The following is a 12,880-nucleotide window of genomic DNA, read 5'->3' on the forward strand; positions in this document are numbered from 1 at the left end:
GAAAACGGGAGTTGTCTCAAAACACCTGTGCGGTAAGTATTTTTACTTACCAGGCACGTTTTTTAACGAATGATCGATTAAACACCAGAGAATGGATGCTTGGCAGTATCTTTCTTAGCGATCATTTCATCTGCAGAAGGTTCGTTCTTCATGGCTCTCTGAATCGACAACTTGGTCGCTTCGTAATTGTATTCATAAATCTTTTTATCATCGGCGGCATCCCAATGAATGAAGACGCCACAAATGATGACAAGATTCTCAGCCTGATCTTTTGGAATCACACCATCAGCCACACTATCGGCAACGGCTTTGGCGACAGCATACTGGGCTGGTCCAAACATCTGAACGGCTTGCTTGGCACCTTTAATTGTCACTTTAGTGATCATCACAGTTGCTGGTTTGACGGCCAGATTCGGTTCGAGAACGGCCAGCAAATTGCTGTGACCGGCTGTTTGTTGAGACAGGGCATTTGCAAATGCAGTACCTGCAGGGCCATCTTTTTCACCGATGATTAAATCGATGTGTGCAATTTCATTTCCATCGCCGACTAAAGCTTCGCCAATACGCATTCCCATGGAGTTCTCCTTTTGTTAGTGCTAGACCATTCAATGATTACTGTTTGAGCAAACGCTCTGTTACTGTTCGAGCAAACTGCTCTGTACGATGTCCTTCCGGACCCCTTAAGGATTATGGAAATCTTGTCTCCCAATGGAGAACAACAGCGACATCCACTCTGGTCTGTTACTGAAGATTTTCATAATGTGCATGCAGTGAATTGCCGAAGCAAAGCAAGAGAGTTCAATTCGGAATCTCAAGCGACATACATGAACTCGAAATTTAGGTTCTCATTGAGCCTAAGATGCTCCCGCAGGCTCGACCAGATAGATAATATCCTCTCGAAGTTAATCCATGGTAACAAGTCCTACGGGCTGAGAACCAGCCTGAGGAATATCATGTTTGCCGACCAATTTCCAGCATGAGACGAACATCCATTTATACTCAGTCGATTTCTCCAACTCAAAATCATCGCCAGCGCGGAGCCGATTGCACTTCGCGAACGTCGCAATTTCACTGACAATGGGATTGAAACAACAGGAATGAACATGGCCAATTCCAATGAAGTTCTGATTGACGGATTTTCGACCCGGGCGGCCGCCTGGTCCGTCGTGCGGGCTGGTTTGAGGCCTGTCCTTTTTGATCAATGTCTGGATCTCGATTTGCCATCCCTGGCTTTAAAGTCTGAGCAAACGACAGAGTTCTGGAAGAAGATTCCTCGCTCGATTCCCTTTCTGCCCATTGGAGGTTGGGAAAATCGACTTGAGGAATTGCAGCAGCTTGCTGACCAACGTCCCATCTGGGGGAACTCAGCGATGGTCATGCAGAACATCCGCGATCCGATTTCCCTGCAGCAGACTATGAAAATATGGCAATATCAATCACTCAAAGTTCGTATGTCGGGACGCCCAGACGATGTTAGTCAACTGAAGTGGATTAGAAAATCCCGCTCCGCCACGGGAGGATATGCCATCAGCCTCATGGCTGACACGATCAGCGACCTGGAAGAGAATGGATATTATGAGCAGGAATACATTGTGGGACCGGTTTACTCTGCGCAATTTTGTTCATTTTTGAATTCTCAACCCCAGTCAACTGAATTTCTGGGACTCACAAAACAACAAACTGGCTGCCCTGAGCTTCCCGATTTTCCATTTGCTTATACGGGCACAATCGGAACGGCACGGAACGAAGATCTTTTTGAACTGGAGCTTAGCATTGCAAAGAAATTAGTTCTGGAAATCCAGGAGATTGGTCAAAGGTTGGCTCAGGTATACGATCTGAGGGGATTGTGGGGGTTTGATTTTATTTTAAAAGATGATCGTCCTGCGGTGATAGAAGTGAATCCTCGATACACAGCCGCAATGGAAGTGCTCGAACTGGCAACGGGCGGATCTTTTTTGGATCTGTTGCTGGCTAACTCTTCTTCGTTCATGCGTACCAATTTCAAAAATGATTCCACGAAGCCCGCAGTGATTGGGAAGGCATTTCTGTTTGCCAGATCTGAGCTGCAACTCTCTAACAACTGGAACTGGTTGCCAATCATACAGGAACTGGGAGGAATCTCTCAGAATTATTCGGCCTGGGAGATCCCCCAACTTTCAGACCTGCCTCAACCGGGAAAACGTTTTACTACTGGAGAACCAATCTGCACGGTTTGGGCAACTGGAAAGACGATCAGAAATTGTGAGGAGCAACTGTTGAGGCGAAAGCTGCTGGTCGAGGACTGGATCATGTTACAAACGAACGGAGCTGCTTATCGTGCCGCGGACTCATTCTGATTCTGAGTGTTCGAATGATTCAGGCTTTCACGAATCCAGCCTCCTCCCAGGACACGGTTATTGTCATAACAGACGAATGCCTGTCCAGGAGCAACTCCGAATTGCGGATTCTCAAAACGAGCTTCAATGGTTCCATCATCTCGACAGGTAACTTCACAATCAGCGGGGCGATGTTGATAGCGAATCTGAGCCTGACATCGAAATTGTCGAGGAACTTCAGCCAGCCAGTTGGTGCGATCTGCAATCAGTGCATTTCGTCCGAGTTCTTCGTAATCTCCGAGCACAACATCACAGGACTCCGGACGGATTTCGAGAACAAACTTCGGAGAACCAAATGCAATACCCAGCCCGCGTCTCTGACCAATCGTGAAATGCTCAAACCCGATATGTTGTCCCAGGACTTCGCCGGATTGAGTTACAAAGTTTCCAGCTGTCTGCTGCTCGCCTCGATATCGATTCACAAAGCCAGCATAATCGTTGTCGGGGATGAAGCAGATTTCCTGACTGTCTCTCTTATTGGCCGTTTCCAACCGAGCCGCTCCGGCTAACTCTCGGATTTCCGATTTCTGATATCCCCCCACTGGAAATAAAATGCGTGTAAGCAGATCGGGATGGATGCCGAACAGGACGTAAGACTGGTCTTTAGAAAGGTCAAGTCCCCGCAGCAGATGCGTTGTGCCTGAGGGATCGGTTTCCAACTGAGCATAGTGCCCAGATGCGATTTTTGTAGCCCCGACCTGCCTGGCAAAATCCCACAGGCGACCAAACTTCAGCCAGTTGTTGCACATCACGCAGGGATTGGGCGTGCGACCGGCTAAATATTCATCGGCGAAATAGTCTTTGATGCGTCCGAAAGCATCCTGGAAGTTCAAGGCATGAAAGGGGATATCAAGTTCATCAGCGACCCGACGTGCATCGGCTGCATCAGAGGCACTGCAGCAACCCTGCTTATGAGACTTTACGTTAATCACGGGGAGCGAAAGCGGATTCGATTCATCGACTGTACAGGTCTCATCAGTTGCCCCCGATCTCATAAAGAGACCGATGACATCATATCCCTGCTTCTTGAGCAAATAAGCGGCGGCTGAGCTATCCACTCCACCACTCATTGCAAGTACAACACGCTCCGGCATTTTCCCGTCCACTCAGTAATCAGGTTATCGCATCATTGGATTCAAACAAAGGCAGCCTCAGCGAACACTGACTGTCTTCTTCCATCGTACCGGTCAGAGGTCTGACGGCAATATCCAGCGCAATAAAAAAGCGATCAGTCAGACTGATCGCTTCAGGTACTTTGCGTCGCATCAGCCCTATTTGGACTTCTTTGTCGCCTTTTTTGTAGATTTTTTTGTAGATTTTTTGGCTGTTTTCTTGACGGCCTTCTTCGCTGTTTTCTTGACGGCTTTTTTAGCAGTCTTTTTAGCAGTCTTTTTAACAGCTTTCTTCACAGCTTTTTTCGCTGGAGCTTTTTTAACTGGAGCCTTCTTAGTAGCTTTCTTGGCGGTCTTTTTGACGGCCTTCTTTGCTGGGGCTTTTTTGGCTGTCTTCTTAACAGCTTTTTTGACGGTCTTCTTGGCTGCCTTTTTCTTGGCCACGTTCACTCCTCCTCAGAGTTCGATAGTGGTTGGTTTACCGCCGCTTACCGGGCAAAAGAATTCGGCAAACCAGTTCCCACGATAATGAATCCTTTCCAGACTGACCTCCAATGATCAGCCTGATGTCCTCGGCATCGTTCGAGTGAGTGCCACTTCCTGTTTTCGACTTACGTCGATTGGAGTTGACCATCACCCCTTGCCACAAAAGGACTTACACAAATCTGCCCCAATGTAAGGTTTTCGTAAAATAACGCAAGAGATTTTTATTGCGATTTTTTTGCATCGCCCAACCTTTCCATCCCTTCCGTGCAAGTCAGACAAGCAGATTCCGTTAGGTCTGTTGTCCGATCAGGCCATGCACTTTGGTTGTTCAGGAAATCATTGAGTCGCAGCAGTAGACACGATCTTTATTGCTGCATGCTGATGACGCGAATGCGACGATAGTGATTAATACAGGACTACGTTTTGTAAAGTGCTTAAAATCAGGGTGTATTGTTCGGTCCCGAGAGCATTGCAAATCCTGCGATGCCACAACAAGACAACCGCAGTGGACCCGTAAGTCTACCGAGGTAGACCACTGGGGACCGGAAAAGAGTGTAGCTTGCGATGCTGACCAAAGGCTGTGAATGTCTCTGATGCAGTTAACTGACCTGCCCTGAAACGTATCATTTTACTGACTCAGACGTCAGAAAAAAAATTTCAAAAACATACTTAAAATTCTAAAATTCCGTCCATTTTTATCTTTCTTTAGACCTACATCCCGTTTAGAGATGCCTTATGACATGCCATGTCATTCAATAATTTGCATTCGATTTTGTTATCGTTCGTCCAAAGAAAGTGTCCATCGAGGGGCATGAACCCCGTCCGTATTTGATCAAAGATGAAATAAAATTTCATCACAGGAACAGCTCGAAGTGTTTGCATCTATCGCAAAGTTTTTTATTCAGCGACGGGTCTGACTTCAACCGTAATCACTGCAACAACGAGGAACCTGTTCTTAAGAAATTTCCAAGAGTGTTCAGGAGAAATTTGGGGATGGGGAACATAGGGATTGCGATGAGTGAGATGTCTTGTTTGTTGTCATGAAGTTGTCATCAAAACATGACGCACGCTTCGGAACTTGAATAAATTACAATATTCGATCGCGAATTCCGGGAAGAGATTGCATCGAGACCTGAAAATGATGTCAACAAGGGGGTTATTTACTGAACAAACGACGGTCCACGGCCTTGTTTGAGATGCACTTCCGAATTCAAAGCGTTCGGGGTACCTTTAACTCATTATTCTTTCCTCAATTGGCGTCGCCATCCCTTCCTGCAAATCAAATATCATGTCTTTGTCCTGTTCGCATCCTGCACTGGGACCTCTTTCTGTATCACTTCAATACAGTCCTGTTCGCAGTACGTACTTTGCAAAAGTCATCCTCCTTGGGTTCAGGTTGATCACGGGTTGCTTGTTGTTGTTCCTGTCTTTCGGATGTCAGAATTTGCCTGTCGGTCAATTGAGTTTGCTCAGAAGTTCAATCAAAGAAGTGAATGCAACGGATTCCGTCGATCAAATCAGCGAATCTCCACTCGTCCCTGCTGTTGTTCCAGATTCCTCGGTATTAGAAGGGCGTTGGCGATACGAGAACGCATGGCCGGAGCCTTTCGAAGGACCAGGTGCGATTCTCGAACTGGCTCAAGTTCCTCAATTTCGCTGGCATTTCGAGCGACCAGAAACCGTTCAGAATGAACGTGCTCACAATCCTGCCACAACAAACGAGACTGAGGATCTTCCAACTGTATACAGTCGCATCGAAAAACCGACTCGTCAGCAATTGGCAGAGTGGTGGACACTGTCCGCCTTCGATGATGCTTCCGGTCGAAATGCTTGCATTTTGCTGGCGTATCATGCTCCTGACAAACTGGATGCTTCTCGATTGGATCGACTTGCCCGCATTACTCGTGATGAGATCAACTTGAATCCACAGGATTTGAACACTGCGGAGTTCGTTTCAGTGGAGCCTGAGACATTTTGGAATCGATTTTGGTCCGCCAGGAATAATCCAGCCAATGAGGAGCAGTTACCAGAAGAGACTGTTGAAAAAACCGCATCCCTTGAATCAGAAAAACCTGTCGAAAAAATTTCAATTCAACAACGGGCAGCTGCTGCTGAGGCCTGGTGTTATGTCGTTTACAATCAAAATGAAGTGGCTGAAAAAAAGTATCGTGAGCCAGGGCAGACATTGCAGGACGAAGATTTGCCTGATCTCGTCCGACAGGAATTGATGATTGGCATTGCTCGAGAAATTCCACCTCGAAAAATCCCTGGGCTATCTGAGTCCCTTACTCGAAATTCGAATCCTGCGACACAACAATTGATGCAGATTGCGGTGATGGATGCCTGTCTGGTGTATGCGATTCATCATCGGGAACAGATCACACAAAACTGGGATGTCACATCGAAGCCGATCACAATGGAAGTGGCGGCATCCGACCCGGCTGGTCTTTGGCCGGTTACTTTATGGGAACAACGTTGGGATGATTCCCCTGAAATGGTCATTCGTTTCGGGCAATGGCTGTCACTGATCAGACATCCTCTGGCAGAATCCTATCTGACACAAAAATTGAGTCATGTGGATATCAAAGTCAAGCAGGCTTCGCTTTGCAGTTTAGGATTGTTGCCTGAAAAATCTGCGAACACGTTTTTAACAAGTCGACTCGAACAGGAGCAGGGGCAGAACAAGGCTCTCGTGCTACTGGCATTGAGTTATCAAAATCCTGAGATTATGGAACGATCGGTCCACGACGAGGATCGTTCCGTTCGATTAGAGGTGGCGAAATTTGCGGGCGAGCATCCTTCACGAACGAGCCTGACCACACTCTTGAAACTGGTGAAAGAGCGAGATCCGGAAATTCAGCAGGCAGCTGTCGAAGCCGTCAAGAACTGGGATAAGGAACTCGCATTTCCTGTCCTTGCTGCTGGATTTCATCTCGGTATGTTCCAGACTCGACAGCAGGCCCGTGAATCGCTTGAGCAGCATTTTCATATTGTGATCGCTGGCATTGAAGATTCTCAAGAACAGCGGCGTCAGATTCTCGATCAAATTCAATCTGAACATCTTCCAGAGATCTCCTGGAATGAGACGCCCGTATTCCATGCTGATGCCAGTCGTCTGCAGCCGGAGGAAGATGTCTATGCTCAACAAACCCGAGTACGATCTCAATTGAATCAACTTCTCGACGAAGAACTCAGTCGGATTGAGAAGCAGGAAATCGAACAGGACCTGCAACGAACCGCGGAACGTTCGCCTGTCGTGTTGAATCGGGAGTTGGATCGACTGGCAACGAAAGAATTGAAGCCGCTGGCTATTAAATTATCGAAACTTCCCTGCCGAGGGTGCGAACCGTTTGAAAATCTGGACTCCGATCAATTATTACAGCGACGTCGGGCGGCTCGTCAGTTTGTTGAAATCGCAACTCAGGAAACCTTGCCAGAGTGGACGATTCGACTTTTGGGAGAGCAACTCAAAAACGAACAGGATCCGCATGTCTGTCGTGCGATTCTCGCGTCCATCTCAAATGATACGACACCACAATCCAGGCATGTCGCCGAAATTGCACTACTGCATCCTTGGGCCGATGTTCGCATTCTGGGGTGCCAGTATGTTCAGAAGCATCGTCTGCCACAGTTAGCTCCATTGCTGATTCCCTTATTGCAGGAACGAAATCAAGCGGTGCAGGTGGCAGCCATTCGAGCGGCCGGTTTTTGTCGCAATCCGATTGTGATCGATGGTCTTTCCACATCTGAGACATCTTCTTTACCAAGCGGTTTGCGTCTCTTACTCGGAACTGTCCCCGGGCATATCGAGCTTGAAGTCCTGCTTGCGCTGGCACGTTTAGATGACTCTCAGGGGAAATCAGAACTGATCAAGCTCGCTTATTCTCCAGATGGGGAACGAAGACGTGAAGTCGTGACCAGAATCTCGGAACTGGACGATCGCGAATTCAGCGAACCTCTCATCCGACTCGGCTGGACAGAGACCGATCCTCAGGTGCAACGTGTTATTCTGGAAGGACTGAATCGAATTATCCCCGAAGCTGAGCAACCAGATTTATCAAAAGCGAGCAACTATGATGAACGCATGAAGGTATGGTCTGTCTGGTTAGAGCAATCGAAGTCGAATAAATAAGCTCAAAAAGTTACTTGCAAAGCTCGAATGGGCGGCACGTCCCTGAGCATCGCGAAGGGCGCGATCACCACGCCCATCACTTCGTTCTGGGTCGTGCCACCCAAACTGTGTATTCCCAATTCCCAAATGACTTCGCTCACTTTTAGTATGCTGTTGAAATTGATCCCATTTTCATATGGAGGGCAATTTGGGAAAGTATTCCCAATCAAGGCTGGATAATTGTCGACGAACAGAGAATACTGTTTACAACGGAACTGACTTTATCAGGAGCAAAGGATTGGCAATAATAGGTGCATCAGGCAGTCTTGTCTGAATCTTGTGCATCGAATTTCAATTTTGAGGTATCGCATGTCGGATCAAACGACGGGAACGGCTCGTGTGGAGGATTGTATTGCCCGGTTGAATGCCGGGGATTCTTTAGCACGCGGTGAGTTACTAAACTTAACGTGCGATCGGCTCATGCGCCTGACTCATCGGATCAAACAGTCCTATCCGGGAGTGGCACGCTGGGAACAGACAGACGACGTTTTCCAAAATGCATCCATGAAGCTCTATGAAGCTTTGCATAGTGTCGAATTGAATGATGCTCGTCATTTTTTTCGGCTGGCCGCTAAAAAAATTCGCGAAACGCTGCTCGATCTGGCTCGGCATTATCAGGGACCACAGGGACACGGAGCCAATCACGCGACGATGCCCCCTGGAAGAGCAGATCAAAGCCAAGCCCCCAACCTCCTGGACGGGGCGGAATTAACGTGTGATCCAAGCCGTGTGGCAGAGTGGACAGAGATGCACAAGACGATTGAATCTCTGCCTGAAGAGAGCCGGGAAATGTTCGATCTACTGTGGTATCACGAACTGTCCCAGGAAGAAGCCGCCAATGTGATCGGGATCAGTGTCCGACAGGTCAAACGTCGCTGGCGGGATGCCAAACTGCAACTAGCAGAAAAGATGAATGGCGGACCTCCCGGTATCGAATGAGCAGAACTTCATTTTTGACAGCGTACCAAAGTGAACCCGCACTTGGACAAGCCTGCTCTAATAGCGTATTCTGTACGGGATTGTCTCGTTTCCAGTTGATGTCGTGACAGGCTGTTTGAGTGGTCGTCTTAAATAGACACTGATTTCTTGACGATCGGGTTTGTTCCACTAACCCATCGGCAGGTTATTGTATTGCATTGGGGATTCTGGCTGCGATTATGAATGAAGAATTTAAAGTTCCAGATTCCGACGCCAAAACCATCGATTTACTTCTCGATGCCTGGGAAGAGATGGTAGAACAGGGTGAGCGTCCGGCTCCGGAAATCATCTGTCGAGATTATCCGCATCTCCTGGCGGAATTTGTCAGTAAAACGGAAAAACTTGCCCAGGTTGCTAATCAGCTCAAACCCAACGAGATGACTCAGCTGAGCGATCCTGATGGAGCTCCGGAACTGAAACCTGCCGAAGAGATTCAATGGAAATGTGATGCCAGTCGGCTCCGGTATCATGCCCATGGTGGACTCGGGATTGTCTTTCGAGGATTTGACCAACAGCTCCATCGCGATGTCGCCATCAAATTTATTCGTGAACGACGTCGACATAATCCACTCGACATTCAGCGGTTTCGAGTCGAAGCAGAGATCACCAGCCGTCTCGATCATCCCGGCGTTGCACCGGTCCATGGGTATGGACTCACCGAGAATGGTGTTCCGTTTTACGCGATGCGGATGGTCGAGGGACAAACGCTTCAGCAATTCATTGATGACTATCACACCCGCTTAAAAAAAGATGAACTGCCTCGGGAGCACTCTCTCGATTTTCGCAAGCTGCTCAGCTCGTTTGTCAGTGTTTGTAATACAATTGAATATGCCCATACTCGCGGGGTGATTAACTGCGATATTAAACCGGGTAATGTAATGCTCGGAAAGTATGGCGAAACGGTCGTGCTCGACTGGGGTTGCGCCAAGTATGTTGGCAGCGAAGGAAAAGCGAAATCGGTGGGCGAAGAATCTCTCAAACCGCTTTCCGATACCGGTGGTGACTCCGCTTCTGGCGGAACCGGGGGAACGCCGATCTACATGAGCCCTGAGCAGCACGCCCAAGCCGAAGATGTCGGACCATCATCGGATATTTACGGACTTGGTGTAACGCTTTATCGATTAATAACGGGACGACCACCTTTCCCGCCAGACAGTAGTCTTTCGAAAATTCGTGAATCTGTTATTCGTGGCAAATTTCGCAAGCCGACCGACTTGTGCCCGTGGATTCCCAAGGCTCTCGAAGCGATCTGCCTGAAAGCGATGTCCCTGGCACCGGAAGATCGTTATTCCTCCGCTGAAGAAATGGCCAAAGATCTCGAACGGTATCTGGGCGATGAAGAAGTGATCGCCTATGCAGAGCCACTATCTCGGAGAGTGTCACGGTTAATGCGGCGGCATCGAGGTGTGTCTCGCGTGCTCATAATCAGTGCGATTGTTTTGATTCTGTTTTCGACTGTCTTTGCAGGAATCATGGGCCAGTTGGCCAATCGGGAATCGTATGCCAGGCATGAGGCGACTCTCATGCGAAATCGTTCACTCCAGGTTGCAGCCCGCTCGGCTGCGACTTCGATGGCTTTGAAGATTAACGATGCGTGGCGAATACTCGAAATCGAGTCCAACTCTCAGCATCTGCTTGAAGAAATGCAGGGGCCTGGAAATCAAATGGATCCCACTCAATGGGAGGACATTCAGCAATGGCTGGTAAAACAGGCCCAGTCGCAGGAAAAAGCGACGCAAGCCTCCAGTTGGTTTTTATGTAACGCCGAAGGCGTGCAAATCGCACGCTATCCGCTTGAAGATGACACCGGAACAATTTACGACAGTATCGGCTCGAATTACTCTCATCGAGATTATTTTCACGGCAATGGAAACGACCTGATTGTCGGTGAGCAGGGATCTCCACCGCATATTGAAGACATCAATCTTTCTACGGTTTATCAAAGTAGCAATACCGCCGACTTGAAAGTCGCTTTTTCGATTCCAATCTGGTCGACAGGCAATCGAGGTGGGGAGCGTCAATTCCTGGGTGTGCTTGGCTATTCTGTCGAACTTGGTCGCTTTGCCGTTCTGCAGGATGAAGCCGAGGGGCGGCTCATGCATGAAATTTCTGTGCTCGTGAATATGCGTGGCTCCCAAAATGATAAAAACTCGCAATTTGGAATGATTTTGCAGCATCCGGATTTACAAGCGATGCTCCAGAAGTTGAATCCCAATTTGAGCGATATTCCACGTCTGACCGAGGATGAACTGAACACAATTGAAAATCACAGATCGCAACGCATCGAACAGATTCACGAAGCAGGGTTCGCCGCATCGACCACCGATGTGCTGTTGATCGACGACTATGTCGACCCTTTCGACGTGATGACTTCCCCATCATACGTCGCTGCTTGCGAGCCGGTTTGCGTTGTCGGCCGCTCTTCCAAGTCGTTCAATACTGGCTGGTTGGTGATTGTGCAGGGTTTATCGAGTGAGTGAGACTGGCTTTTTGAACTGCTTACGACCAGTTCATCGATCACTCCTGCGATAATATGTTGAATCAGTGTGTAAAAGATGACCATCAGGTGGACAACCACTAATTCGGGGGCAACCGTTGTGGCCAGCACCAGAGCGACGCCGGTATTGCTCATTGCGGTCGAGTACATAACCGCGAGCCGATCTCGTTTAGCGAGTTGACAGATTACTGAGACCATCCAGGCTGCCGCAAACAGAAGTCCACAGGAAAGACTGGCAGAAAAACCGACCAGCAAAATCAATCCATTCTGCCCCCCATTGAGCAGTCCCGGCAGCGAGACTGACCCATTGATATAATTCAGAATCAACAAAAACAAACTTGTCATCACTTTAACGGTTAGCTTCAAACGGGGGCCGTATTCCTTGATAAACAGTGTGCGGAACAGGACTCCCAGCACGGCTGGAATAATGACCCACATCATCACAAACGAACCGGCATAACCACCCGCCAGTTGCTGATAATCTTTCACAATCTCTGCAGAGACAAATTGACTCGACAAATCCAGCAAGCCAGGGACAAGTAGTGGACTCAGCAAAACGCTCGAAAGGATCAGCCACATACTCAAACCGACATTCGCGTCGGAATGATGCGTCCAGCCAGCCGAGGAATTGGCCACAGGCATCACTGCAATCAGGATCAATCCGAGAAGTATCGAATCCCAGACATGACCAGAAAACAGCAGGCCCCCGACCATCGCGATTAGAATGATCAACAAGCTCGATGTGATTCGGATCGAAAGCCCCAGAGCGACCAGTTTCGGATGCCGGGTCAGGCAGAGCAGTTCCTTCAAGGGGACTGCCAGCCCCGTATTGAACAACAACCCGGCTAACAGCAGGTTGACCGCAGTAATTTGACCAAAGCCCAGTCCCCCCTCACCGAACGACTGTGTTCGCAACCAGATGCCAAATTGGGGATAGAATGCGGAAATGATGTAAACCAGCGCGATGCCTGGCAGCAGGTATCGCTGCAACATCCGCTCCAGCCAACGGCGGGTTGTGGGGTTATTCATCATGAATCTAACAGGTTTTGATATCAGTAGTTAGGAATGCAGGCACAGAGATCGCGTCGATTGAGCACTGACGCTGAATTTTTTCGATACCTCTGCGACAGGCAAAGCGTAATTTTCTGATTCCGAGGGACATGGAAAATCAGAAACTCTCTCAAAATTATCAAATCTCTCCCTATCATAATTCGAAAGTCCGTTGGTTTCCTAGGGAAGTCTACTACGCATCAGTGGATTC

At 48.4% G+C, this 12,880-nt stretch carries 7 protein-coding genes and 1 pseudogene; 4 read left to right on the forward strand and 4 right to left on the reverse strand.

Features of this window, described 5'->3' with window-relative positions:
- Window positions 1-77: 77 nt before the first annotated feature.
- A complete protein-coding gene (gene fae / locus Pan54_RS16035; protein ID WP_146504439.1) occupies window positions 78-575 on the reverse strand; it encodes a formaldehyde-activating enzyme in 498 nt (165 codons plus the stop codon).
- Between the two features lie 528 nt (window positions 576-1,103).
- Between fae and Pan54_RS16040 the strand changes: the two genes are divergently transcribed.
- Entirely contained in the window at window positions 1,104-2,336 is a 1,233-nt protein-coding gene (locus tag Pan54_RS16040; protein WP_165441808.1) for an ATP-grasp domain-containing protein, read from the forward strand.
- On the opposite strand, the gene mnmA is transcribed toward Pan54_RS16040, so the two are convergent.
- Complete coding sequence (mnmA, locus tag Pan54_RS16045) at window positions 2,312-3,469, reverse strand: tRNA 2-thiouridine(34) synthase MnmA (RefSeq protein WP_146504441.1); 1,158 nt, start codon at window positions 3,467-3,469, stop codon at window positions 2,312-2,314. The two genes, Pan54_RS16040 and mnmA, sit on opposite strands and share 25 nt — an antisense overlap.
- Before the next feature lie 177 nt (window positions 3,470-3,646).
- Window positions 3,647-3,931 (reverse strand): hypothetical protein, encoded by a 285-nt coding sequence (locus tag Pan54_RS16050; protein WP_207310158.1) that lies wholly within the window; start codon window positions 3,929-3,931, stop codon window positions 3,647-3,649.
- A gap of 1,531 nt (window positions 3,932-5,462) precedes the next feature.
- Here Pan54_RS16050 and Pan54_RS16055 point away from each other — a divergent pair.
- From Pan54_RS16055 to Pan54_RS26685, 3 genes are all read left to right on the forward strand, one after another.
- The gene (locus tag Pan54_RS16055) at window positions 5,463-8,105 is read left to right on the forward strand and encodes a HEAT repeat domain-containing protein (RefSeq protein ID WP_146504442.1); all 2,643 of its coding nucleotides are present in this window, start codon (window positions 5,463-5,465) and stop codon (window positions 8,103-8,105) included.
- A gap of 348 nt (window positions 8,106-8,453) precedes the next feature.
- Window positions 8,454-9,083 carry an RNA polymerase sigma factor gene (locus tag Pan54_RS16060; RefSeq protein ID WP_146504443.1) on the forward strand — a complete coding sequence of 210 codons (630 nt, stop codon included), beginning with the start codon at window positions 8,454-8,456 and terminating at the stop codon, window positions 9,081-9,083.
- Between the two features lie 218 nt (window positions 9,084-9,301).
- The gene (locus tag Pan54_RS26685; protein WP_146504444.1) at window positions 9,302-11,602 is read left to right on the forward strand and encodes a protein kinase domain-containing protein; all 2,301 of its coding nucleotides are present in this window, start codon (window positions 9,302-9,304) and stop codon (window positions 11,600-11,602) included.
- Window positions 11,603-11,940: 338 nt separating this feature from the next.
- On the opposite strand, the pseudogene Pan54_RS26690 reads toward Pan54_RS26685, so the two are convergent.
- A pseudogene (locus Pan54_RS26690) lies at window positions 11,941-12,651 on the reverse strand (hypothetical protein); the annotation flags it as partial.
- Window positions 12,652-12,880: the final 229 nt, after the last annotated feature.

It is taken from the genome of Rubinisphaera italica, from assembly GCF_007859715.1.
GTDB classification, from domain to species: Bacteria; Planctomycetota; Planctomycetia; order Planctomycetales; family Planctomycetaceae; genus Rubinisphaera; species Rubinisphaera italica.

What these genes read in the sequence shown, in the direction of transcription:
- Pan54_RS16040 (WP_165441808.1), top strand. Translation starts at nt 1,104, where the DNA reads ATGGCCAATTCCAATGAAGTTCTGATTGACGGATTTTCGACCCGGGCG.
- fae (WP_146504439.1), bottom strand. Translation starts at nt 575, where the DNA reads ATGGGAATGCGTATTGGCGAAGCTTTAGTCGGCGATGGAAATGAAATT.
- Pan54_RS26685 (WP_146504444.1), top strand. Translation starts at nt 9,302, where the DNA reads ATGAATGAAGAATTTAAAGTTCCAGATTCCGACGCCAAAACCATCGAT.
- mnmA (WP_146504441.1), bottom strand. Translation starts at nt 3,469, where the DNA reads ATGCCGGAGCGTGTTGTACTTGCAATGAGTGGTGGAGTGGATAGCTCA.
- Pan54_RS16060 (WP_146504443.1), top strand. Translation starts at nt 8,454, where the DNA reads ATGTCGGATCAAACGACGGGAACGGCTCGTGTGGAGGATTGTATTGCC.